We start from the raw sequence: 25546 nt of genomic DNA, 5'->3' as shown, positions 1-25546 counted from the left end.
AACGCATACTAAAGAAATAAGAATCAATTGTGGAAGCAACGCCGCAGAGCCGCGACATGGCAAAGGCAGGACTCTAAAAGCGGGGAAGCGGCTCTCCGCTAGCAAGGGGGAGGACGTTCAAAACGGCTTGTCATCGGAATGTCATCCGAAAATGCCATTTCATCCAGCAGCTTAGAAATGATTCACTTTCCGTTTTGCCACAACCCATCACATTTCTATTTCCATGCTATACTGAAGTGAGAAGCTGAAAGGAGTGCTGTACCAGGTGTTGCTCGAAAAATTGAAAAAATCCAATTATACAGTTGTCCTGACAGGAGCAGGCATGTCGACGGAGAGTGGCCTTCCCGATTTCCGTTCTCAAAGCGGCGGCCTTTGGCAGAAAGAAGATCCAAGCCGGATTGCAAGTACTGATGCGCTGAACCGCAATGTGGAAAAATTTTTCGAATTTTACCGCCACCGTGTGCTAGGCTTGAAAGATTGCAAGCCTCATATTGGCCACGACATTTTGGCCAAATGGGAAAAAGACGGAATCATCCAAAGTATCATCACACAAAATGTGGATGGATTTCATACGGAAGCGGGCAGCAAAAATGTCGCGGAACTCCACGGAACACTGCAAAAGGTTCATTGCCAATCGTGTGGAAAACAGTATAGAAATGATACTTACATTAATAAGCAATATGAATGTGAGTGCGGCGGCAAACTTCGCCCGTCTGTTGTGTTGTTTGGAGAAATGCTTCCGGAGGATGCGCTTTTTCAAGCCGCGGAAGAGAGTGAAAAGGCAGAGCTGTTTATCGTTCTCGGGTCTTCACTCAGTGTTACACCTGCCAACCAGTTTCCACTCATCGCGAAACAAAACGGAGCCTATCTCGTCATTGTGAATATGGAGCCGACCGAGCTGGACATATATGCCGACATGACCATTCATAACCGGAAAATCGGCTCGCTCTTAAAGGAATTGGATCATCAATTGAAAGAGTAGGGCATTCAAAAAATCCGCAGAGATCACTCAATCGTTCTCTGCGGACTTTGATTGTATTTTATAAAGGTATTTCTTTTTTGCGGATGTCTACCTCAATTTCATTTTCACAGTAATGAATAAATTCGACCACATTTTCTACGAGTTGCTTATGATATTTTTCGCCATTCTCTTTAGTCGAAACGGTCGGATCCCCAACGACACCGATATTTAATGCGCCTTCGCGGTACAGGGCCACGTCACTCGGAACAAACACGGTATCCCCTTCAACAAAAGGATCATGGGATAGGAAGCGATGTTTTTCCTGAATGTTTTTGACCGCCTCTTCCAGATTGCACAGCTCCGGATGGATATAGAGCATATGGGACGTCTCCATCTCAGCCGCATGGCCGACTCCTCCAGGTTCTGACACCTTGATTTCTTTGCCAATTTCATAAGCGACATAAAAAGGGTCCAAAATTGAAATATAAGCACCTGTCTCATTCCGGAGTTTCGTCGCCGCAATTTTTAAAGGCGGCAAGTTTGCTTCACGGTGGCCATTAAAAATATGAATCTTCTCAAATCCATGGTAGATTAAGCTTTTACATACATCATAGACAAGTTCGATTAATGTTTCCGGCTTAAGCGTAATCGTTCCAGGAAATGCCATGTGATGGGGAGCCCATCCAAGCCAAAGCGGGGGACTCACGAGTATTCCCGATTGTTTTGCGGCCTCTTCAGCCACTTTGATGGCAACCATGGAATCCGTACCGAGAGGAAGATGTCTTGCATGCTGCTCAACACTGCCGATTGGCACAATGATGCTCTTCTTATGTTTTAAATATTCCTCTACATCGTGTGATTTATTTTCTTGAAGCCAGACGCTTTTCATAAAAAAACACTCCCTCTTAATCTTCCAATTCACTTTCATCTAAAAATTCCCAGCGTTTTCGAGAATAGGCAAAATACCAAATCGTAATAACGATGACCCATGAGATTCCGATCAGCAGTGGAATCGGCTCAATATAAGCCAAAATGGCCATTGCGGCAACTGTCGCAATGATCGCCAGCACGGGAATATTTTTGATATTGAGCGGATAGCGAAACGATGCCCGCAAATGGGGCTGTTTGATTCTTGTAATGATAAGCGCGATATTCATTAAAGCCATCATCAGCCAGTTGGAAAAAACAGCGGCGCCAACAGCAATCGAGATTGCTTGTCCAAGCCCGAAAGAGCTCATCAGTGTTGTAGCCAAAGCGATGACACCTGTAAAAATAATGGCATTGGCTGGTACTTTCGTTTTTTCATTCACTTTTCCAAAAATCGCCGGAATGGCTTTTTCGCGTGCCGCCGCAAATAGCATTCTGGAAGAACCGAGCAGGCACCCGACAGTCGAAGTGCCAGTTGCTGTTAACGCGGCAATCGAAATGAGCATGGCTCCTCCAACTGGAAGCACTTTTTCAACAGCCAGTGAAAGGGGAGCCGACGATTCACTTAACGCTTTAATGTCGGCGGCGGAAACGACCCCATATCCGGTGCATATATACAAAACAACGACCGTTGCCAAAGCCGAAATTTGTGCAAGAGGCAAATTCCTCCGAGGATTCTTTGCCTCTTCCCCCAGTGTAAGGACAGCCTCGACTTGCATTTGTCCAAAAGCAATCAAAGCGGTGGCAGCAAAGACTCCTGTCCATCCATTTGGTAAAAATTCAGGATACGTGAAAGGACCAGACGGATTGGAGAACATGGCGATAATTGAAATGACAAATAATGCCGCGACTTGAATAATGGAAAAAATGGTATTCACTTTCCCAGTCGTTTTAATACCGGCCAGTAACAGCAGAGTAATTAAAACCGAAACAATTGGTGCGACGAATTGGGGTGTAAGCGAAGGGAATAAATATTGAAAATAGCCGGCAAACCCCATATTGACCGCACCTGCGGCAAACGCAAAAGATAAGAAATAGAGCATAGAACAGAGCAATGCCATCCATTGTGCCAAATCTTTGGAAATGGGCAAAAAAGCAAACTTTGAATAGGCATAAGATGCTCCTTCATATGGCCATAGTGAAGCCATTTCTGCATAACTCAAGCTGGAGAGCAATGCTACTACTCCCGCAATTAAAAAGGCAACGAACAATGCCGGCCCCGCCTGCGCTGCGGCCGGGCCAATGACGGTGAAAATTCCGCCGCCAATTAAAGCGCCGACACCAACGCTCCATAAATCAATAAAACCGAGGCCTCTAGACAGCTTTGCGCCTTGGGCCCCGTCCGCGTGTACTTTTTGAACAGACATTTTTAACCCCCATATTCCGCATTGTGAAATAGTAATTCCATAATACGAATTTAGTTATATTTTAACACGGCGTGAATTATAATCAATAACTGTTTTGTGTTAACGTAAAAAATCTCAGCCGAGGCCAGCTTCGCCGACATAACACTTCGATAATGAAAAAGAGCAAAAGAAGCGCTTCGTTATATTAGTGAAGCTATTACTACAGCCATTTACACCAATGATGACGGAAACATGTGAGTGCTGAACATACTGTTCTACCAGGGATTGTTTTCAAAACCTGCATTACATCCAATACGTATAAGGATGGCTTGCAGGGCTTGTATCAAAGGTCGGGATGAATCCATATTTTTTACAATTATCCTAAAAAAAGCTTGTAGAGAAAATCTCATCCTTTCTCTACAAGCTGCTTTATCATTTGGAAGTCAAATAATCTGTTATTTTTTTGGAAGCATCGTTTAAAAGCTGTAAGAAATGTTCCAAGCTTTCGGTTTCAAAATCTTGCTCCAATCCAATAACACTCAAAGCGGCCACAATATGGCCCGGAGGGTGGTAGATCGGTACGGCAATGGCTAAAGTTCCAGAGTAAAGCTCACCCTTACTGATCGAATAGCCTTGTTCTTTTATTTTCATCATTTCGTTCAGGAGCTCTTCTTTTTCATTTAAAGTTTGTTCAGTAAAGGAGGAAAGCTCTTGATTACGAATATAAGTCCGAATATCTTTTTCGCTCAGACCGGAGAGCAACACCCGTGGACAGGCAGCGGCATATAAAGGAACTTTTCGGCCCACCTGGGGATAAACACGTACGGCTTTCATAGATTCAAATTGCTCAATATAAATGGCATCCAAACCCGATTTGACGGCAAGTTGAACAGAAAGCCCGGTCTTTTGCCGCAACTGTAGCATCGGCATCTTTGCCGCTCTTTTTATTTCTAACTGGGAGGAAACATAGCGGCTTTTTTCAAGGAAACGCATCCCCAACGATATTTTCATTTCGCCTCCTTTTTGTACCTTCGATAAATATCCGAACTTTTCAAAGGAACTGACCATCCGAAAAACGGTTGATTTTGAGTAGCCCGATAATGCAACGATTTCATCTAATGTCAGAGAGGCGACTTCTTCGGAGAATAAATCCAGCAGAGCCAATGCTTTTTCCAGACTGTTAATTTTGCTTCCTGTTTCTTTCATATTCACACACCTTAGTCATCATAATTACGAATCCAGTACTTATCATACAATCTTCACAGCAAACTGCAAAGAAGTGGGTGGATACGCGAACAATCAATAGTAAAAACATATGTAGTTTGAAGCTGGAGCCATGCTGGGAAATCGAAAAAAAGTATGAGTTCGGATGAAGATTTTCAAGAAAAGGGGGAGAAGAAAGTGAAGCAGCGGCCACCGCGATGCATGGGAACCATATAGAGAAACATGAATGATACCCCGGTGCAAGGCACTGTAAGGTGGACTAGGAGCAAGGCGGGACGGCGCTCCCATACAACATCTATATGGAAGCGCGACATATCAAGCCGGAAGAAAGTGTTGTTGACGTTGGGATACCATAATCCCCTAATGGCTGTCATTCACATAATAGCAGCTACCCTTCACCTTTTTACAGCGCTTTTTTACTACCGCTGCAAATTCGGCCAATTCTTCTACACTGTTAAACTGCTGTGCTTCATTTGTGACGACCGCTATGGACAATGAAACGAGCGATACTTCTTCCAGCACGCCTAAACGATTTTCGGTGACAACATATTGTTGCAACAGATGAACGGGACTATAAAATGACGTGATCATTTTACCGTATTCTTCAATTATTTTTTCACAGCTGAATTGATAATGATAATGATTTAAAATAGCGATAAAATCATCTCCGCCGATATGCCCCAGAAAAACGCCATTTTGTACAATAATCCTTTTCAACAATTCTGCAGTAGATTTAAGGAGGTCATCTCCTCTTTTAAAACCATATGTATCGTTATATTCTTTAAAATGATCGAGATCAAAGTACAGTATGCTGAATGGTTCTTTTCCAATGATTTCTTTCAGCTTTGCCTCGATAATATGATTGCCGGGCAAACCTGTTAAAGGATTTAAATAGCTTGCAATTTCCACTTGAATTTCGACTAACTTCATGAGCAGCCTTTGAATACTCACAATTCCTACAAACTTATGATCTTGAATGATGACGACATAATCGTAAAGGTTTTCTTCCTTGCGTGACATTGCCAATTTACTTACTTCTGTAATGGAGTCATAATAATGTGCGATGAGGGGTTTTTTGGGTCCCAATAATGTAATCGGTCTTCCCATATATAAATGATAACCGTACAGTGTGCCAATTTTTTGATAGAACTGTATTTTTGTAATCAGTCCGATCGGTATGCCTTGTTCTATGACAACAATTCCTTGCAATTGATGGTTTTCGCTAAAAATTTTATCAACCTCTTGGCTTTTTGTATCTGGGGAAATACAAGGGACTGGTTCAGCGATCTCACCGATATGTGTTGCCATACGCTCACCTTTCTCACAATATTTTCCGTTTTTGAAAAAAATCTGGGATCTTCCCCGGCATAACCTCCTTTTTAGGCTTGCCCAAAGCATATCCTTGGCCAAAATCCACTTCTTTGTAGCTCAAATAGGCAAGATCTTCCACCCTTTCAATACCTTCCGCAATCATATGTGTCATTGTCTTTTTGGCAAACTCAATGATTAACGTAACCATTTGCTGTTGCGCGTTGTTTTGATCAATATTTTGAGTCAATGATTTGTCAAGCTTGATAAATTCCGGCTTTAAATGAACGAGTGTTTTCAAGCTGTTATATCCTGCCCCCATATCATCTACGGCAATACGGAAGCCTTGTGAACGATAGTTGGAGAGAACTTGTTCAAACTGGACGAAATCAGTCACTGCACTTCTTTCTGTCAATTCCAATACAATGTTTCCCGGATCAATTCCCAAATCCTGCAAAAGACCTAGTGTTTCCCCGCTATGATAGCTGGAATCGAGTAAAACATGGGGATGTATATTAATAAAAAGCAATGTATCCTCACGGGCTTCAAGATGTTCAGACAACTCCATAAAGCGTTGCAAAGAAATATTTCTGCAAAAATAATCAAACAAGAAAACTTGATCTGTTTGTCCGACAAAATCGTAAAAACTTTCAGTGCTGGGGAACCACTTTGAAGGCGCCGGTCGGTTCAAAGCTTCATACCCTATCGTTGTACCGGATTGCAGGCAGACAATGGGCTGAAAGAAGGTGTCCAATAATTGGTTTCGCATAATCTTTTGCAGCATCATAAATCTTTTATGATACAAACTCTCTTTCTTGAGTCGATAATGTAAATACTTTAAGTAGGAAATAAAATGATCGGCCCAAGAAAGGAAAGACGATGAGTGGTTCATGTATGCACCTTCTTTGTCTATTTATACATCTATTTTAAGGGGTTAATTTTAAAATATTGTTAATGATCTATGAAGTTTTGTAAAGGTAGAAAAATTCTCTATTTTTTATAATCTTGCTGACCTGTCCTTAATTATTGACGGCCATTCGGCCAAGCGGTCCATTTTCGTCAATGATGTCCTGTATATCATACACAGAGATGGGAAACATGGGAAAGCCAAAGACATATGGGGTGATTTCATACAATTGAAAAAAGATGACGAGCGCTTTGTCCGCAATGTAAAAATCCTGGTTCGGCCCAATGCGTACTTGGCCATTGAGAAGAGGGATGTTGCGTTGCTTTATTTGTGATTGAATGATGGCCGAAAGTCTTTCAACATAATCGCTTCCCGGTTTAAATAAGTTTTGAAGAGCACAAAGCTTTCCTTTTTTTAAGTCAAATGTTAAAGACTTAATATACGTCATGCCATGGGCGGCATGGTAGTGGTAAGCATAATTGGATAATGACATGCTAAGAATGTTGCGTTGATTGTTCTTGATTTCATAAGAGCCGATCATCTCTTCTATCGGTGTCGGTATATCACCCGCTTGCTGCTGAATGAGCTGTTTTGTTTGCTGCATGATCGTTCGATTGATCATTTTTTCCAAATCGCGATTTTTCATTTCAGACACTTGGGGATAAAAAACAGATTGCTGAGGGCCAAAGTATGCTTTACTCGTTTGAATGTTTACCGGCAAGGCGTTCAGCATGGCATACACAACTCCACATCGTTTTAACGTATCATATTCAACCAATGGGCCGACGTGTATCAGGCGAGTTTTATCCTGCATCAACTGGCAGTAACGGAATGAATGATCCATCTGCCAGTAAAAGTCCGATTGTCTTGACTAGCAATCAACGTGAATGAAAAGCCTTCGCTGATTGGAATTTCTCCTAATCCCGCTTTAACTGACAGTAACGGGGTGAGTAGTCCATTTGCCAGTAAAAGTCCGATTGTCTTGACTAGCAAACAGCGTGAATACAAGCCTTAGCTGATTGGAATTTCTCCTAATCCCGCTTTAACTGACAGTATCGGGGTGAGTGATCCATCTGCCAGTAAAAGTCCGATTGTCTTGACTAGCAAACAGCGTGAATACAAGCCTTAGCTGATTGGAATTTCTCCTAATCCCGCTTTAACTGACAGTATCGGGGTGAGTGATCCATCTGCCAGTAAAAGTCCGATTGTCTTGACTAGCAATCAACGTGAATAAAAAGCCTTCGCTGATTGAAGTTTCAGTTTATACAGGATCAATTGGCAGTAACGAAAAGCTCGTCAAAGCATGATTCGTCCTGATAAGCAGGGTAAGAAAAAAACTTCGGCCATAGATACATCGAATCGCATTTTTTTCAAGGGGGGGCGATTACAGGGCGTACGAGTGCAAGCGCACGTCAGAACAAAGAAAGCTTTAACAACATCGGCATCGAACGAAGAAAAAGTGTGTGCTTTTTCAAGAACTGTGCTGCTTGATGATGCTGTGATCTTGCCATTGTTTTGCGGAAATTGAGGTTTACGACTAAGAATCTTAACCTATTCCTGTCGGCTTATCCTCACTGATTGAGAAGCTGTTATGGCTGGAATTACGACTCCCTCGGTGATGTATGTTACAATCTTATCAGCAAACTGCAAAGAAGAAGGCGTAAATCATGAACAAACATCCAGACATTCGAAAAAATGAGTATTATGACGTTTATGTGGAAGACTTGACGCATGACGGCAAAGGCGTGGCAAAAATAGACGGCTACCCGCTTTTTATTGCCGGTGTGCTCCCAGGAGAAAAAGCGAAAATACAAGCAACAAAATTAAATAAAGGATACGGGTTTGGACGGCTCGTTGAACTTCAGGAAAAGAGCGAGTTCCGGGTGGCTCCAGCTTGTCCCATTTATGAAGAATGCGGCGGCTGCCAACTTCAGCACATGAAGTATCAAGGACAGCTCCTTGCTAAAGAAAAACAAGTACGGGAGGCCATGCAACGAATTGGGAAGCTCGATAGCGTTCCTGTTCATCCCGTGTTGGGCATGGACGATCCGTGGCGGTACAGGAACAAGGCGCAAGTGCCGATTGGGGAGCGGGAAGGGGGACTTGTCGGCGGCTTTTACAAACAGCGCACACATGACATCATTGACATGGAAGCATGCCTCATCCAGCAAGAAGAAAATGATGTTGTGCTTCAGAAAGTCAAAGCGATTTGCAGCCAATTTGGACTCAGGGCGTACAACGAGAAGACGCATAAAGGAACACTCCGGCATATCATGGTGCGAAGCGGTAAGGCGACAGGAGACATCATGATCGTCCTGATCACAAGGACATCAGACATCCCCAACCGAAAAAAACTGGTGGAAGCTATCGTTGATGCGCTTCCAGAAGTCAAATCAATCGTCCAGAACATCAATACAAAGCGGACAAACGTTATTTTCGGCGAGCAAACAAACGTCATTTGGGGCGATGAATTCATTTACGATTACATCGGTCATATCAAATTCGCCATTTCCGCCCGCTCTTTTTACCAAGTCAACCCTGAACAGACGAAGGTATTATATGAAAAAGCGCTCGAATACGCTCAACTCACAGGAAAAGAAACCGTCATCGACGCCTACTGCGGCATCGGAACCATTTCACTATTCCTGGCTCAAAAAGCCAAAAAAGTGTACGGCGTCGAAATCGTTCCCGAAGCAATAGAAGACGCCAAACGCAATGCGGAACTGAACGGTATTTCCAACGTCGAATTCGCGGTGGGGGAGGCAGAGCGCGTCATTCCAAAATGGTATGAGGAAGGAGTGCGAGCAGACACCCTCATCGTCGACCCGCCAAGAAAAGGCTGCGACGAATCCTTGTTACGAACAATCATCGACATGAAACCCGAGAAAGTCGTCTACGTTTCCTGCAATCCGGCCACATTGGCGCGGGATCTGCGAATTCTTACAGATGGTGGCTATGCAACGGTGCAAGTGCAGCCAGTGGATATGTTCCCGCATACGACACATATAGAATGCGTTTGTAACATAATTAGAAAGCCCAATCAATAACAACTTTATTTTCAAAGACCGTGATTCTATCTATAAGCGTTGCAATGACTAATCTTTTCTTATCAGTCTCTTCGTTCTCCCAGTCGAAATTGGGTAATTGAGAGACTGTTTCTTTTATTTGCTCTAAGTGTTTCACATCTTTTTCCTTTTTTAATTCATTAATTCTGTTTGAAATACCTTCTTTGTCTTCATTTAGTTTTTTGATTTTATTTGATATTACTTCGGCAGGGATGTTACCTAAGCTGTATAAATCAACCAAGTTGGATATTTGTTTATCGATGCCACCCAACTTCTTTTTAAGTATTGAGACTTCTTTATTTTTATCGTTATTCTTTCTTTTGTATTGCTCGAAGTTACCAATATTGACTTTTTTAATCTCACTTATGATATAATTTTCAATATCTTCTTTCGCTTCTTCTTTTTTATTGCAATATTCGTCGGCAATACCTTTCCTTTTTTTAATTATTTTATCAGAACACTTGTAGTATTTGTTTCTTTCACCATTTTTTAGCAATCCTCCGCTTCTTCCGTTCATTCTAGCTCCACATAAACCGCAATAGATTATCCCAGATAATAGATAGGTTTTTCTAAAAGGATTCGTTTTACTGGTTCGTTTTGCTAACAATTCTTGAGTTCGATTAAACAAATCCTCTTCTATTATAGGTTCATGTTCGCCCTCATAAATTTCCCCTTTGTATTTCAATTTTCCTATATAAATGGGATTAGAAAGAATGTTGCTTATTGTTGTTTCAGAAGAAAGAACCCCAGGAAACTTTTCCCTAACATTTTCTAATATATTAAAAATACCGTGACCTTTGTTGTACCTATCATAGATGTATTTGACGCATTGTGCCTCGTATTCATTGATAATCAAACTGCCATCAATGTAATCATATCCTGTGACTATCCTTGCACCACCACCTCCACCATGCCACTTTCCACTCTTTGCTCTCGCTTCTTTTCCCATTATAAAACGTTCTCTTATTTGTTCCCTCTCTAGTTGTGCAAAAACGGAAAGTATATCAATCATAGCTATTCCAAAGGGAGTAGATGTGTCAAATGATTCGCTCATACTAATTAAGGCTACCCCATTTTTTTGAAAAATTTCTTCTATCAGAAATAAAGTATCTTTCTGTGATCTACTTAACCTATCTATTTTGTAGACTAACACAGCGTCAATGGATCGAGTTTTTATTAACTTTATCATTTCTTGCATAGCTGGCCTGTCTAAATTAGAACCAGAAAATCCAGGATCCGAATATATTTTAGCAACATCATAACCTTTAGCTTCAGCAAAAGATTTTAGCCTTTCTTTCTGTTCTTCTATAGAATAACCTTCTTCAGCCTGTTCGTGTGTAGATACTCTTACATATATAGCTGCATTCATAAATTATCCCTCCTTTTTAAAAAAAGGCGGGCTGTCCGAAAAGTAAAATTACAGCTTGAATACTAAATAAAACAAACCCAAGATTGCTGTAAAATCAACATTCTTGGGTTTTATATTTTAGTGCCTTTACTCTCAATTGGATTTTTTAGACAGTCCCTTTATAACTACAAAATGCTCAGGTAATCAAAGGATCCTTAATTAGTTTAAAATATGCTTTTTACCACAATTGGTCTCTTTCAGCACCCAATACACCGTCGATTAATATAAAGAGCAGTGATCGCTTCCTGTATTTATTTATTCGTTTTTTTAAAAAAATTTGTTATAATTAAACAAATTTATAATTCAGGAGGATTTGAAAATGAACAGTTTATTTTCAAAAAAGAGGATGAAGAATGTAATTTCTTTACTATGCGCTTTCCTTTTAGTTTTCGGAATGACATTACCTTTTTTTACCAATGTGGTTAGCGCAGAAACTAATAAGGTTTCAATCAAGGATGAAAACCAGTATAATTCTGCGCTAAGCGAGAAAGAAAACATTATTTTGACTCAAAAGTTATCAAATATTGAAGATGAAATTGATGATTATCTTAAAACAATTCCTTATACCGAAGAAGAATTTGAAACAATGAGTGATGAAGAGTTTGATAAGATTTTTAATACATATTTTTATAGCGAGGAATTTCTAGAACTAGAAAGAGAACATGGGGAAGTATACTCAGCACTTGAGGGTCAACATGGAGAAGTACAACCTGCAATAGCTCCAATTTTTGTTCCAATTCTAGCCCATGTTGCAAGAATTGCATTACAAACTGTTGTAAGACATGGAACTCGTGTTGCATCCTCATATTTAAAAAAGAATCTAAAAAAAGTAGGAAAGAATTACAGATTAATCTGGAATATTAAAAATTCTAAAGGTAAAGTTACAACATTATTAAGTATTCAACACAAACCTACAAAACAAATTGTATTTAGATTAGATAATGGTAGTTTACATGCATATTTAAAACCTGGTACATCACAATGGTTCTGGCATTTCCATATAGGAGGAACACCAGCCGCAATGAAACATCATTACTCTTTAAGAGCTATAATTCCTTCAAAATATAAACCTAAACCAGGCCTTACGTTATTTTAAAAATGATGCTGGGTAAAACCCAGTGAAAATCAAAAAAGCCGCATGAAATCAAGGGTTTTCAAACTTGATTTTATGCGGTTTTACTTTCTGGGTTTGTACCAATTCCGATGATTTTTTACTTATTTCCCATCCTCATTTTTATTTTTCAACAAGATCGCAGGAGGATGAGGTGTACTGTTATCTTTCGTTTCATTCACAAAATACATATGGTTATTAATTTCTCCGTATTGTTCTGTATAAGGCATTTCAAGTGATTCAAATAACTTCATGCTGTCATCTGAAACTTTTATCACAATTACTTCATAACCCTCTCCATCAGATGCAGAAAAATCACCTTGAGACTCTCCCGTACTTAATGCTACATCAATTACTCTTTTTAATTCTAATAATGCTGTTTTATTCCCCACTATAAATGACTCGTGGTGTGGCATGTATTGAGCATAAATATGAAGATATTTCGTATCTTTAAAAGTCATACCAATCACTTTCCCTTCTTTATTTTTTGTTGTTCCAGTCATATTCCGTGTAAAAACGTTGTCCGCTGATACGCTTTTTTAAGCTGGGTTTACGGGGACCGATTTTAATTTTCATTTTTTAACAGACCTCGTTTTTCTTCATATTCGTTGATGTCTTTTTCAATATAAAGAGGGAGGGAGTTGTCATGTACCCACATCGCCGGTTTTGGAAAATCGTCATGTCTCAACTCCCAATTTTTTACGACTTGTCTACTTACGTTCCAACGCCGAGCTAAGTCGGCTTTAGAGTATAGTTTTGGTAAGTTGTCATCGCACTCACTTCTTTTCTTTTGTTGGTAATATCATTTTAGTAATAAAGAGTATAAACCATAATAAACTTACTACTAAACCGATCCAGTTTAATGTAGTCATGTTGTTGAAGTCAATTTCCAAGAGCAGTATGGCCATTAAAACAAACGCCAATAAGTCTGTACTGTTTATCTTATTCATAAGCTTGAGGAAGATGTGTTATAATATTTGTAGGGAGGGGGATTGCCTCCCCCTGTGGTTTAGTCCTTATCGTCTCTTTTAGTGAATCTATCGTATATATCAAGTAGCGCCTTGATGCTAGCGATGATTCCTGCGACGGTGAGGACTATATTTCTTACATCCTCCAACTTTTCACCTCCTTTCTATAACAAATTATACCACCGCTTTACGTTGTAAACAGATATTATGAAAAAAGTTAATGTTTTTTATAAAAAACAAGCCCCTTTCGAGAGGGCTTAAAATCAAGCGATGTTACCGTTCAAGATCAAAGTGTCGCTTCCTTGATTTATTTGTTTCTTCTTTTAAACTTTGGTCAACGTCGTATTGCAAACCCACTATTTCGGTATATAAGTTTGAACCTTTTAAGGGCATGCTTCTCATACTTAGATTTTTCGCTTTGTTTTTTATAAACTTTAGTTTATCTTTCTTCGTTTGAGAGTTTGTAATCGTTGATTCACGACGAAATTCAATAGTTAACTGTTCAAGTTCATTCTGTATTTCCATCTCAGTTTTTATTTTGTCATCCATTATTTTATTTCACCTCGCACTTTATATTATTCACGAATCACCTGATCAAACCATTCTTCGCCAACCATCATTTGTTCACCATTTCTTTCATAACTAAACTTGGCAACATTGTTTGCTTCTTTATGATAGGGAACCTCCCAGAATACTGTAATCTCACTTACATCAGATTCTTTGGCCAACTTTGCAGCTAGATGTTCACTGTACATTGATAGCATGTTACGTGTATTTTTAGCACCGTTTTTTACATTCCAAGTGAAGTGGGGGAGTACAACATAACTCCCGTCATTAAGACCCATGTTTTCATTTGCTTTAATCTCTTTGATCTCAACATCATTGAAATATTTCTTTGCGATTTTTTAATAACCTCTTTGATCTCTTCATCACGGGGAGACTCTTTCGCTGATTCAGCGCTTTTCGCCTCGGCATTGGCTTTTGCTTCGGCCTCTTCCTTCTCAAGCGCTTTTTGCTCTTTCTCTTTTTCGAGTCGCTCTTTTTCTTTCTGTTTTTCTTGTTCGAGCTTTTTCTGTTCTTCTTCAGCTTCTTTTTTCTCTTTTTCTTTCTCGGCCTTTTTGGCTGAAAGCTAAAAAACTTTTTATTGCAAGTGGAATCTTACTTTTATCAACTGGCATCATTGCTAGTTTTGATAATGATTCTGAAATCACTAGTGTTGCATTAATTAAATTTCACTTTTTATTTTTTGCATAGAAAAAGTCTTTTATAATGGATAAGTCATGTGGTAACCCATCCAAATCCACTAAAAAGGACACAAACTCATGGACAAGATTACATGAAAAACTTCATAATTTGAAGAACAGGTGAAAACCAGAAGTTAGATTTCTATACTAAAAAATTAACGACAGAGTCATTCCTAAAATTACTGCTTTTTTCTTAGCTACATGAAGTAGAAAGTCTTTATGCGCTAAGTGATTGTCTTTTCGATGATCATCTTCAAAAAGAGATTGACCTTGATTCGATCAGTATTTCGCAGCTGTCACGCCGAATAAATGGTATGAATCCAGATCTATTTCAAAGGCTTTTCCATGACTTAGTCTCATAAATGCATGCCAAAACTCACTATACAAAACTTGTTATGCCGTTAAAAAACATAGATTCAAGCACATTGTCACTGAATTTAAACAACCATGGGTGGGGCAAAGTTCCGCAAGACAAAAGCCGGTGTGAAACTGCATCTACGCCTTGTATTTATGGAAAAAGGAACTTCCTATCCCGAAAAAGCCGTCATAACAAAAAAAGAACACGACCGTGGTCAGCTTGAATTCATGGTGGATGACAAGGAATGCATGTATGTGTTTGACCGTGGCTATCTGGACTACGAGCGCTTTGACCGCATGAAGGATGACGGCTACTTTTTTCTATCAAGACTACGTAAAAGCGCTGTCATACGGGCAATTTACAATTTTAAATTGCCCGAGGATACGACTGTTTTATCTGATCAAATGGTGCTGATTGGTACGACTACGACTCAAAATAGTGCTAAAAATTACTTTCGTTTTCTAAAAGGGATGGATTCAAAAGGGAATGTACTACACTTCATTACAAATCGGTTTGATTTGAGCGCCGAAGAAATTTCAGAGATGTATAAATCACGTTGGGAATTGAATTATTTTTCAAATGGATCAAACAACATCTCAACATAAAAAAATTCTACGGTCAAAGCGAGTGGGCCATCCAAAATCAAGTGTTCATCGCACTGATTGTTTTTTGCCTACATATTCTCGTACAAATAGAGACAGGAAGCAAACGAAAGACCTTGCAAATCAGCCGTTATTACGGGCTGCTTAGCGCATATTTGGCTTCGGAAAATTGAAGGAAAAGGCGTTCCCTGATAAGTAAGTCGTCGTCGTTCTTAAAGTCTAATTGTAAATAAACCCCAAGTGGATGGAACCACCTTTAGTTAGGTTTTTACTTTTTTAGCTCTTAACACGGAAAGTGAATAAATGGGAAATTCTATCAAATTTTATGCAACAGTAGTGAGGTTATTTCTGTTTAAATAAACTATTTTCTCGTCAATGTGCTCAAAAATTATAAATGTTTTATTCATAGCAAATCTATAAGTAATACTAAGCAACGTGATGTTCAACAAAAATTAGTAAAGCTGTCATTAAAAATATTGTCATACCGATTTATCCACAAAATTCTATTATGGTCATGTAGTGATTAAATATGGTTAACCCACTCATATATTTACCGTATCATATATAAAAAGGAGAAATCATGGCTGATAATAATTATATTCAGGTATCAGGAGCTCGGAGCACGTGCATCAGGTTTTAGTTCGGGGCAAATATGCGAAAAAAAGAGAAAAGGTAATACATACTGGTGGTAGTGGTTATATAAATATAATGATGCCAAACCAATGGATTTTCAATTTTCCCGTAGGCTGCGGTAAACTATTTTAAAATTATGATGATTTCAAGAAGGTTTAACGCACTTTTCTGTTGAACTAATTGAACTAAGAAGGATTATCGTGTCTTTTATTGTACTAACGAAGCAGGTTTCTTTAATAAGCACCAATGGATTTTTTGTTATTTCAAATAGAATTGAATCAAAAGTGGAATTTATATTTGTTTTAACTGTATCAAAGTAAAGTGCAGAAGGAGTCAAAACAATGAAGAAAACATATATATCTGTAACTTTAGTGATTTTGATTTTATCGGCTTGTAATTCATCAGCATTGAGTTTTAGTGAAATTGAAAATGTACCTAATCATGTGCAAGACAGAATTGATTCCAATTTAAAACTTCAATTAATCAATGATGGAGAAAAAGGTTCTTATATCATTTTTCATTCAAGTGGAGATGTAGAAACTGATTTAGAAACACAAGGGGATAAAGTTACTTTAAAGTTGAATGAAACCAATTTAGCAGAAGACGCTGTAAAGCAACATACATTTTATTTAACGACAGACCCAGAACACGATGTAATAGAAGTTCTAGTAAATGGGGAATCAATACCTTTTGATAACGTGACAAGTCTATAAGCAACGGGATGTTTTTGTATTAAGCAAAAACACTCTTCCACTAATGGGGTGCTTTAATGGAATAAGGGATGAGAATTGGCTGCAATTTTATTTCTTTATTCTCTCCCTTGATAATTCTATTTCTTACGTGGTTAAATTGATAGTAAATGCTGGGGGTGGTATGTTGAAAAACAACATTGAAAAGGTGTTAGGGATATTGCTCATAGCCCTACTAGCCTTCAATTTTTTCTTTTTATTGCACATTAATAATTCAATGAACGAAAAGCTGGAGCAATTAGAAGAAAGACTTACCAAATTAAGTAGTCAAATAGGCGATCTGCAGGAAAACAATTCAACAACAGGAAATAGTAGTGCTGATAAAACGATTGATTTTCTTAAACAGGAATATATAAACTATAAGGATTTTGCAAACAATGACCGAGAAAGCTTCATGAACTTAGTCAGCTTATTTTTTGTAGCATTAGCCGTCTTGGTAACAGGTGGAACAATAGTCCTTTATTGGATTTTTGGTCAAACGAAAACAGAAGTAAAAGAAAATGCAAATTTAACAATAAAATCATCCATTAATGAGATAAAAGAAAGTGCTGACTCAACAGTGAAGGATTCCGTAAAGGTAATTGAAGAGGAAGCTAAAACTAAAATTAAACTTTTAATTGATCCTAAAATGGAAGACTTTGAAGCAAAATACAGTGAGTTAGAAAGGTTTATGGAGAATCAACACTCTCTTAGAAAGAGCAGAGTAATGGTTTTAAGCCCCCAAGATAAAAAAGAAGAGATGGAAAGACTTGAAGTAATGAGAATTCGTAGAATAGTAGATGAAGCTCGGTTATTGAGTTTGGAAAACTTCAAAGAATTTGACCAGGCGATAGCTAGTGGTGAAATAGATATTATTATATATAGGTATGAAAAAGCTGGTGGGAAAAAGCAAGAAGAAACTATAAGGAAATACATAAAAAAGCTAAAAGATTTGGACTTGGAAATTCCCATTGTAGTTTATGCTCCTCATGGTACAAGAGTAGATGGAGAAGACCTTCATTCAGTAAATTCTTACCCATTTTCAGTTATGGCGAATATGCCGACAAGCCTTACAAGTAATATGATGTCATTGGCTAATGCACTATCATATGAAAGGGGAAATTAATATGTCAGTAATAGAGTATTTAGAATCATTACTTGAAGAGGAAAAAATTGACGATGAAAATAAAGAAGAAAAAAGAGATGAAGTAGAAACAGCAATAAGAGAGAAATTTGGTGATAAAGTTTAAATACTCAGGTTCTATAGCAAAGCATACTGCAATTAATTCGAGAAAGACTTAGACCTTTCTATCCATTTCAATAAGGAATCTTTTTGAATCGGCTACACTTAGTTGGACAGATTTGTTAAGGTCATAGACTCGATTCAATCTAGTCGGAGGAGAATCGAGAATGAACAATTTAAAGAACAAATCGTACAGCTGTATGCAACTGGCAAGCCACGAACCGAAATCATCATGGAGTATGATCTAACACCTTCTTCCTTTGATAAATGGGTGCGTTAACACAATATGACTGACTCTTTTGAAGAGAAAGATAACCGAGTGCCTGAACAGGAAGAACTGATTAAGCTACGTAAAGAAAACCAAAGGCTTGCGATGGGGAATGACATTTTAAAGCAAGCCGCGCTGATCATGGGACGAAAGTAGATGTGATTCGAAATAACGCTCACAAATACTCAGTATCAGCACATGTTTTTACTGCACCGAGTAACCGCAGGTGCAATGTGTGACGTCCTGCAAGTCCCTAGAAGTACGTATTATGATGAAGCCAAAATCAAAGGTGGCCAGGAAGAAGAGGAACTGATAAGGCTTATCAAAGATATATTCAAATCCAGCAGAAATAACTACGGCCAGAGAAAAATAAAGATTGAGCTTCAAAAGCAATGCTGATAGTAGGATTATAAAGTAAAGGTTAAAATGACTAAGGAGTTAATATGATGTTAAAGGTACGCCCTTTAGAGGATAGAGACTATGATTTGATCAAAGAAGCAGAAACAGTTATTAAAAAAAATTATAAGTATGGACGACACCATGTTGGTTCCGCAGTAAGAACTAGAGCTGGTGCTATTTTTTCAGCCGTTCACGTAGAAGCAAATGTGGGAAGAATCACCGTTTGTGCGGAAGCAATAGCTATCGGTAAGTCTATTTCTGAAGGAGATCATGAATTTGAAACAATTGTAGCCGTGGCTCATCCTCACCCTCATGAAAATATAGAAAAATGTTGGGTGGTTGCCCCCTGCGGCATGTGTCGGGAGTTAATTAGTGATTATGGGAAAAATACAGATGTCATCATTCCCTATAATGACAAATTAGTAAAGTGTAAGATTTTGGAATTACTTCCTGAAAAATACACCAGTGACGTTTAAAGAAGTTCCTGATAAAGAAAGGAGCATTCCTGTTCATGTGTGGATTTGTAAGTAAACATGGAGAGAGAGACTTAGAATTACCAAATAACCGAAACAAATTATTAGATGCAATTGCAAGTGATTTATTAAGCGATGGTAATGTTCTGTCATTTTTTTATGGTGGTTCCATCGGTAATGAAAATACAAATATTTTTTCGGATATTGACCTTAGAATCGTTGTGAAACCTCACAAAATAAACAAATACATTGCAAATAAACAGATACACGCAAAAAGCTGGGGAAATGTATTGTATTTTGAGGATTCTGATCCTTCGTCAATCTATACTGTTGCCCATTATGATTGTTTTGTTAAAGTGGACATTTTTTATTTTACTTTGGACGATATTCAACCCTCTCCTTGGTTACAAAACATTAAAATAATCAAGGACACCAATGAAGTGATGAGAGCTATACAAAGACAATCCATGGAAATGACTTACAAACCAACAATCGCTGAATTTGAAGCTTGGAGAACAAAATTTTTTGCGTATTTACATGAAGCTTATCGGAAGGCAATGACAAAAGAATATTATTATGCTTTGGATTGTATTGATACATTACGATTATCCATGTCAACAGCTTGGTATATGGCTTCAGGAATTCAACCAAATACGTTTGGTGATTGGTCTAAATACGAAGGTGATAGAAGTCGGTTAAAAGACTGGCAGAAGTCGCTACTTGAAAGTTGGGAATGCGGAAGAGAAACGATAGAAATGATGAGTGTTATGAGAAGTATCGTACTTGAATTTAAAAAAGTACATGATACACTTTGTGAACTATTGGAAATCGAAAATGATTCAGAATGGGTGAATGAAATTGTAAATATGGTGATATAAATGTAAATATTTATCCCGCATGTAAGGTGCCGTAAGACTCCCACTTCAAAATCTTGAGTGAATACAAGAGGTCTAAGTGGGAGAAAACGGCACCTAAATGCCCGATTGGTTCAACTAACATTCAGTAGGAGATGGAAGAAAACTCCTACTGAATGAAGTTTCACTTTATCCCGCATGTAAGGTGCCGTAAGACTCCCACTTCAAAATCTTGAGTGAATACAAGAGGTCTAAGTGGGAGAAAACGGCACCTAAATGCCCGATTGGTTCAACTAACATTCAGTAGGAGATGGAAGAAAACTCCTACTGAATGAAGTTTCACTTTATCCCGCATGTAAGGTGCCGTAAGACTCCCACTTCAAAATCTTGAGTGAATACAAGAGGTCTAAGTGGGAGAAAACGGCACCTAAATGCCCGATTGGTTCAACTAACATTCAGTAGGAGATGGAAGAAAACTCCTACTGAATGAAGTTTCACTTTATCCCGCATGTAAGGTGCCGTAAGACTCCCACTTCAAAATCTTGAGTGAATACAAGAGGTCTAAGTGGGAGAAAACGGCACCTAAATGCCCGATTGGTTCAACTAACATTCAGTAGGAGATGGAAGAAAACTCCTACTGAATGAAGTTTCACTTTATCCCGCATGTAAGGTGCCGTAAGACTCCCACTTCAAAATCTTGAGTGAATACAAGAGGTCTAAGTGGGAGAAAACGGCACCTAAATGCCCGATTGGTTCAACTAACATTCAGTAGGAGATGGAAGAAAACTCCTACTGAATGAAGTTTCACTTTATCCCGCATGTAAGGTGCCGTAGGACTTCCCCTTCAAAATCTTGAGTGAATACACAAGGTCCAGGTGGGAGAAAACGGCACCTAAATGCCCGATTGGTTCAACTAACATTCAGTAGGAGCCCTACTGAATGGAGTTTCACTTTATCTTTTTCATGCTGCTTTCCACAATCGGTTGCGATTGTGGAAAAAAACAGGATAGCTCGTAAGGATCATGAAAATGTTTTAGTAGTTTGAGATTTGTTTTTCATTTCTCCACACTGTTTTCTGAGCACCCCATTTCCATTAAAAAATGGCCCCTCATACATTGACTCTACGTTTAAGTGTACATTACATGAGAGACGTTTATGACGCATGTGCGTATGAAAAATATTGAGTAAGAAAGGGCACGATTGTTGTTAATACTTTCCAAAAAAACCACAAAAGTAGTTATATTAAATTAACCTATCTAAGCAGGATTTAATTTTCTACTTCTATCCCCTTGTTTTGTAATAAAATCCTAAAATAAGTCTTTAAAAATCAGTATGATTCAATCCAGTAATGAAAAAGGCTTGAATCATCCTTTCACTATTCAAGCCAGCCAAAAATCAGATGGGTTAATGAATGAAACAAAGCAAACGGCATTACGTAAAGAGCTTGTGCAATGCAGCGGTTATCATCACTTCAAATGAATACGCCCCTCTTGTAGACAAATGTAAAAATATTCATGAAACAATTGACCTTCATATTTTACAAGTGTAGAATATGAGGAAGACAATTGTAGAAAAAGGAGTTATTTGTATGGAGAAAATGAAAAAATTACCTGATGCAGAATTTGAAATCATGAAGGTTGTGTGGGAGAACGAACCACCTATCACAACAGCGATGATTATGGCAGAAATAGGAGATAAACGTAAATGGAAAGCGCCTACTGTACTCACCCTTATGAGGCGTTTGGTAGAACGAGGGTTTTTACGAACAGAAAAGAAAGGGAAAGAGCGCACGTATTACCCGTTGATCAGTAAAGAAGATTATCTTCAATTAGAAACAGAACAATTTATGAAGAAATATCACAAAAACTCATTTTTAAGTTTTGTAAATACGTTGTATAACACGGAGCCGCCTACCGAAGAAGAGTTGGATGAGTTGTTGAAATGGGCGAAAGAACGGAGGGAGTAATATTGCAGAAATTGTTGTTTTCGTTGCTTGAAGTTTCGATTGCCATGTCAATCATCGCGCTTGTGTACATGGCCGTCACTCCATTATTAAGCAAAATATTTACAGCAAAAGGACGTTACTATACATGGTTGGTCATTATTATCGGGCTGATTATTCCCTTCCGATTTCACCGACAAGAATCAGCAATTTGTATTGATACGTTCATACCTGCCATAAAGACAACAAACAGTCATTTCGTAGCACCCTATGAGATGACGATGTCATCAGCTATTCCATGGTCTGTTCTATTGAGTGGACTATGGCTTGTCGGTGTGGTTGTTTTTATCATCATTCATGTCATTCGACACGGACACTTCTTGAAAATGGTGAAACGCTGGAGCATGAAAGTCGAGGATTTGCAAGTACTGAATCTGTTGCACGATGTTCAAAAAAAGTTGCGAATCAAGCAACAAGTAGAATTGCAAATCTGTCCCGGTATTTCCAGTCCCATGTTAATTGGTTTTATCCGGCCAACCATATTGCTCCCAACGGGCAACATTCCGCCGGATGAGCTTCCGCTTATTTTAAAGCACGAACTGATTCATTTTAAACGCAGAGACATTTGGTTTAGAGCACTTGTATTTTTAGCGACTGCGCTGCATTGGTTCAATCCATTCGTTTACCTGATAGCAAGAGAAGTTTCTATTCAATGTGAAATTGCTTGTGACGAAGAAGTAGTCAAAAATACGAATGTGGATGGTCGACAAAAATATGTTGAAACAATTATTGGGGTCATCCGCAAACAATCCAAGGTACGAAGTACATTTTCCACCAATTTTTATAGTGGGAAGCAGGGGATGAAACACAGAGTTTTCTCCATTATGGATGTCAGAAACAAAAAATGGGGATTTTCAATTTTCGCAATGATTGTTGTGGCGACTTTTAGTACAAGTATGATGATAAAAATCAGCACTCCAGACGCCTCTCCCGAACCATCTGTACTTGTACCTGAGAATGAAAGCGATCCGAGCATGGATCATGAGGAAAATAGAAAGATTGATCAGACACTCCCCCAAAAGGATAAACCGGTTCTAGAAGTGGACGAAGATGTATCAAGAAATACAACAGATAGGAATCTATTAATAGATAATGATGAAAAGATGTTCGAATATGATAATCCTAAGTTGATAGAGAGTAAATAATGCTACAGCGAGAAAAGTCAATCATCAGAATATGAAAGGAGAAATGAGGTATGGGGAAATGCGGGTTCTCTCGGTATGCATTGGCATTATTACTACTCGCATTGATGGTGTTGGCGGCAGGTTGTTCCAATCAAAATTCTGATAAAAATAACGAGGGCACCATCCATCATGAAACGGACAATCCATTTGAAGTAAATGACGAAGAAACGGGTATTATGGGATCTATGGTTCATGGTTTTGATAACCCAGAAGTAGATGAAAATGAAGAAATGCTCCCCATTCCATATCATGGGGGAGAGTTGAAAATAGACTATTCCGTAGCTGCATCAGGGAAAGCTAAAAATGTCGGTTTTCTTATTTTCGTGGACGGCATCCCGCAACCCTATAAATTTAATACAACGGAAGCACCTTACGAATATATGCATATTCTTGATTTGGAAGAGGACGACAAAGAGACACCATTCACATTTGTCTTTACCCCCATAACAGGGAAGCAAGGGGATACTTTGGATGTCAATATTACGAGCGTTTACAATCCAGCATTTATGCCAGACATGAAAGAAACGAGTTCTTATGGAGGATATCACTCTACATTGCAGTCGTTAGGTTCGTTGGTTTTTGAAAAAGATGCAGATGTTCTGGAAGCTTCTAGCATCCCTAAAAAAGACTATTTAAGGAATGTTCGTCTGTCAACAGAACCAGTGAAGAAGGAATTGTTGGAAAAACATGAAAAGCATAGTGCGATGAAAATAGACTTGGAGACATTGGAAAAGCTCGTAATAAATGAAGTGAATTTTGATGGGGATCGTTCGATGAATGTCGATAACCTAAAGGTAAATGATAACGGAACCCTTCACGTGACATTTAAACTATTCGGCCACCCGGGGATACACTACCAAAATACGTTTTATATCAACCATCAAGCGTTAGCAACCGTAGATGGCGACACTTCTTTTGAAACAACTTTAGCAAAAGGAGAGGTATCCGTGATTGATGTGGAGATTGACTTAGAGAGATTGGAAGATTTCAATACGTTTTATGTTGTTTCCGTACCTACGAATACGGCGGATTTCCCTGATAATGCTTTTCTACTAAAAAGTGAATCCGTCTTATTGTATAAATGATCGGGGGATCAAGATGAATTATAAACGATTCAGCATTATATTCAGCATATTTGTGTTCTTTTCCGTGGGATGTTCAAAAAATAATGAACATTTTGGTCCCTCAAATGATGGTCAAAAGCATTCAAATAGAGCAGATGAAGTCCGCGAAACAACCACACCCAAGCCGACGACACCGGATGTTGTTTCAGAATTGAAATTAGAGGGAGATATCAAGCATGTTTATTATGCTGATGACGACAAGGTTTTCATAGTGGCTGATAAGCTATACCTATATGATACAGATACGAAGAAAATACTACAAGAAGCCCCGCACGAAGAAGTTTTAAGTGAACGTTTTTGGGTGACTGACAATGGTTATGTGGCAGTTAGACAATCATCAACGAGCGATCATGGTGAGTCGGTGATGACGGATGGGGCTTTTCGTTATAAAGCCGCGTTTTACGATTATGACTTGAATATCGTTTCAGAATTTGACTTGAATCAATTGCTAGCGGGCGACGATATGTTGATGTCAACAGATGCGATTTCGTTTTCTGCCTCTGGAACCCAAGTGGCATTTGCAACCTATTCCGGATTATATATTTATGATTTTGCAACAGAAACAAAGAATACGATCATCGATTTGACATCTGAAGACGCAAAGGAGCGTTCTGGTATGGTCAACATTGAACAAATTGGCTTCACGAATGAGGATCAACGGATCGCATTTAAGGCGCAAAGCTTTGATATTCCAGCTGACCCTGACAAGCCTTCCTTTGCAACTTGCGGGATCGTAAATATAGATGGTTCAGAGTTATTAAATCGTACATTTGACAATTTTTCATGTCAGAATTTAACGGCTTACAATCATTTGCTGTTATTTGCAGAAGACCCTACTGTTGTATCCGGAAAGGCATTGGTGATGGAGATGCCAAGCAATCAAACGAAACTGCATACTCTGAGGGAAAAGGCGGAAAGCGGATTCATATCGGGTTCTAATGCTGGTCGTTATTTTGCCACTCCGATTGCACATAAAACCGGTTGGACCATTCGGGTGTATCATACGGAAACGGGAAAGTTGGAAGCAGAGCAACCGGTTTCAAATGACGGAAACGATCATTTTATGTCTCACGAACCAGTGATCAAATTGATAGACGAGACGAGGACTTGTATTGTGTTATTAGGGTCAAAACGAGACGATATAGAATCGAAAGTAATCATTAGTCAATTTTAATGGTAATGAAATGTTCTTTCTGATAAGCGGGAAAT

At 38.7% G+C, this 25546-nt stretch carries 23 protein-coding genes and 2 pseudogenes; 15 read left to right on the top strand and 10 right to left on the bottom strand.

Translation table 11 applies throughout. The features are described 5' to 3' along the window. Positions 1 to 265: 265 nt before the first annotated feature. Entirely contained in the window at positions 266 to 982 is a 717-nt protein-coding gene (locus NST31_RS05165) for an NAD-dependent protein deacylase (RefSeq protein WP_339164304.1), read from the top strand. Between the two features lie 58 nt (positions 983 to 1040). On the opposite strand, the gene NST31_RS05160 is transcribed toward NST31_RS05165, so the two are convergent. The 6 genes from NST31_RS05160 to NST31_RS05135 form a co-directional block, all read right to left on the bottom strand. Further along, a complete protein-coding gene (locus NST31_RS05160) occupies positions 1041 to 1850 on the bottom strand; it encodes a creatininase family protein (RefSeq protein WP_077110061.1) in 810 nt (269 codons plus the stop codon). 16 nt (positions 1851 to 1866) lie between these two features. Next, complete coding sequence (locus NST31_RS05155; protein ID WP_339164301.1) at positions 1867 to 3255, bottom strand: APC family permease; 1389 nt, start codon at positions 3253 to 3255, stop codon at positions 1867 to 1869. A 411-nt stretch (positions 3256 to 3666) separates the two neighbouring features. Beyond that, on the bottom strand, positions 3667 to 4440 hold the full coding sequence (locus NST31_RS05150; RefSeq protein ID WP_077110063.1) for an IclR family transcriptional regulator: 774 nt from the start codon (positions 4438 to 4440) through the stop codon (positions 3667 to 3669). A gap of 378 nt (positions 4441 to 4818) precedes the next feature. Then, entirely contained in the window at positions 4819 to 5766 is a 948-nt protein-coding gene (locus tag NST31_RS05145; protein WP_339164296.1) for a GGDEF domain-containing protein, read from the bottom strand. 13 nt (positions 5767 to 5779) lie between these two features. Next, on the bottom strand, positions 5780 to 6658 hold the full coding sequence (locus tag NST31_RS05140; RefSeq protein WP_339164293.1) for an EAL domain-containing protein: 879 nt from the start codon (positions 6656 to 6658) through the stop codon (positions 5780 to 5782). A 127-nt stretch (positions 6659 to 6785) separates the two neighbouring features. Continuing rightward, positions 6786 to 7406 (bottom strand): DUF3298 and DUF4163 domain-containing protein, encoded by a 621-nt coding sequence (locus NST31_RS05135; protein ID WP_077110066.1) that lies wholly within the window; start codon positions 7404 to 7406, stop codon positions 6786 to 6788. A 934-nt stretch (positions 7407 to 8340) separates the two neighbouring features. On the opposite strand from NST31_RS05135, the gene rlmD reads away from it, so the two are divergent. After that, the gene (gene rlmD / locus NST31_RS05130; protein WP_339164290.1) at positions 8341 to 9720 is read left to right on the top strand and encodes a 23S rRNA (uracil(1939)-C(5))-methyltransferase RlmD; all 1380 of its coding nucleotides are present in this window, start codon (positions 8341 to 8343) and stop codon (positions 9718 to 9720) included. Here the strand turns inward: rlmD and NST31_RS05125 are convergent. Continuing rightward, positions 9701 to 11107, bottom strand: a complete 1407-nt coding sequence (locus NST31_RS05125; RefSeq protein ID WP_339164287.1) for a recombinase family protein — start codon at positions 11105 to 11107, stop codon at positions 9701 to 9703. The two genes, rlmD and NST31_RS05125, sit on opposite strands and share 20 nt — an antisense overlap. Before the next feature lie 358 nt (positions 11108 to 11465). Here NST31_RS05125 and NST31_RS05120 point away from each other — a divergent pair, with 358 nt between their 5' ends. Continuing rightward, entirely contained in the window at positions 11466 to 12242 is a 777-nt protein-coding gene (locus NST31_RS05120; protein ID WP_077110069.1) for a hypothetical protein, read from the top strand. 119 nt (positions 12243 to 12361) lie between these two features. On the opposite strand, the gene NST31_RS05115 is transcribed toward NST31_RS05120, so the two are convergent. The 3 genes from NST31_RS05115 to NST31_RS05105 all read right to left on the bottom strand — a co-directional run bounded on the left by NST31_RS05115 (position 12362) and on the right by NST31_RS05105 (position 14070). Beyond that, positions 12362 to 12760 carry a hypothetical protein gene (locus tag NST31_RS05115; protein WP_077110250.1) on the bottom strand — a complete coding sequence of 133 codons (399 nt, stop codon included), beginning with the start codon at positions 12758 to 12760 and terminating at the stop codon, positions 12362 to 12364. Between the two features lie 738 nt (positions 12761 to 13498). Further along, the gene (locus tag NST31_RS05110) at positions 13499 to 13774 is read right to left on the bottom strand and encodes a hypothetical protein (protein WP_339164284.1); all 276 of its coding nucleotides are present in this window, start codon (positions 13772 to 13774) and stop codon (positions 13499 to 13501) included. A gap of 26 nt (positions 13775 to 13800) precedes the next feature. Then, positions 13801 to 14070: a hypothetical protein gene (locus NST31_RS05105; protein ID WP_077110416.1), complete on the bottom strand. Its 270-nt coding sequence runs from the start codon at positions 14068 to 14070 to the stop codon at positions 13801 to 13803. Positions 14071 to 14577: 507 nt separating this feature from the next. Here NST31_RS05105 and NST31_RS05100 point away from each other — a divergent pair. The 12 genes and pseudogenes from NST31_RS05100 to NST31_RS05045 all read left to right on the top strand — a co-directional run. Continuing rightward, positions 14578 to 15621, top strand: a pseudogene (locus tag NST31_RS05100) (IS4 family transposase); the annotation flags it as partial. Between the two features lie 782 nt (positions 15622 to 16403). Next, entirely contained in the window at positions 16404 to 16775 is a 372-nt protein-coding gene (locus NST31_RS05095) for a peptidylprolyl isomerase (RefSeq protein WP_339164281.1), read from the top strand. A 160-nt stretch (positions 16776 to 16935) separates the two neighbouring features. Further along, complete coding sequence (locus NST31_RS05090; protein ID WP_339164278.1) at positions 16936 to 17916, top strand: hypothetical protein; 981 nt, start codon at positions 16936 to 16938, stop codon at positions 17914 to 17916. A gap of 1 nt (position 17917) precedes the next feature. Beyond that, positions 17918 to 18040, top strand: coding sequence for a hypothetical protein (locus tag NST31_RS05085; protein ID WP_268920932.1), 123 nt, complete (start codon positions 17918 to 17920; stop codon positions 18038 to 18040). A gap of 132 nt (positions 18041 to 18172) precedes the next feature. Then, positions 18173 to 18694 (top strand): annotated as a pseudogene (locus NST31_RS05080) (IS3 family transposase); the annotation flags it as partial. Positions 18695 to 18747: 53 nt separating this feature from the next. After that, positions 18748 to 19176 carry a cytidine deaminase gene (locus NST31_RS05075; RefSeq protein WP_077110408.1) on the top strand — a complete coding sequence of 143 codons (429 nt, stop codon included), beginning with the start codon at positions 18748 to 18750 and terminating at the stop codon, positions 19174 to 19176. A 35-nt stretch (positions 19177 to 19211) separates the two neighbouring features. Next, positions 19212 to 20051 (top strand): hypothetical protein, encoded by an 840-nt coding sequence (locus NST31_RS05070; RefSeq protein ID WP_339164273.1) that lies wholly within the window; start codon positions 19212 to 19214, stop codon positions 20049 to 20051. Between the two features lie 1387 nt (positions 20052 to 21438). Then, positions 21439 to 21576, top strand: coding sequence for a hypothetical protein (locus NST31_RS05065; RefSeq protein ID WP_339164270.1), 138 nt, complete (start codon positions 21439 to 21441; stop codon positions 21574 to 21576). Positions 21577 to 21615: 39 nt separating this feature from the next. Continuing rightward, positions 21616 to 21993, top strand: coding sequence for a BlaI/MecI/CopY family transcriptional regulator (locus NST31_RS05060; protein WP_077110405.1), 378 nt, complete (start codon positions 21616 to 21618; stop codon positions 21991 to 21993). 2 nt (positions 21994 to 21995) lie between these two features. Then, positions 21996 to 23174, top strand: a complete 1179-nt coding sequence (locus NST31_RS05055) for a M56 family metallopeptidase (protein ID WP_339164265.1) — start codon at positions 21996 to 21998, stop codon at positions 23172 to 23174. Positions 23175 to 23224: 50 nt separating this feature from the next. Further along, a complete protein-coding gene (locus NST31_RS05050; protein WP_339164262.1) occupies positions 23225 to 24298 on the top strand; it encodes a beta-glucanase/beta-glucan synthetase in 1074 nt (357 codons plus the stop codon). 13 nt (positions 24299 to 24311) lie between these two features. Then, the gene (locus tag NST31_RS05045) at positions 24312 to 25511 is read left to right on the top strand and encodes a transcriptional regulator (protein ID WP_339164259.1); all 1200 of its coding nucleotides are present in this window, start codon (positions 24312 to 24314) and stop codon (positions 25509 to 25511) included. Positions 25512 to 25546: the final 35 nt, after the last annotated feature.

It is taken from the genome of Siminovitchia sp. FSL W7-1587 (assembly GCF_037963795.1).
Lineage (GTDB): Bacteria > Bacillota > Bacilli > Bacillales > Bacillaceae_C > Siminovitchia > Siminovitchia thermophila.
The sequence above is the reverse complement of the archived record's forward strand: the minus strand, read 5'-3'. Positions and strand labels throughout refer to the sequence as shown.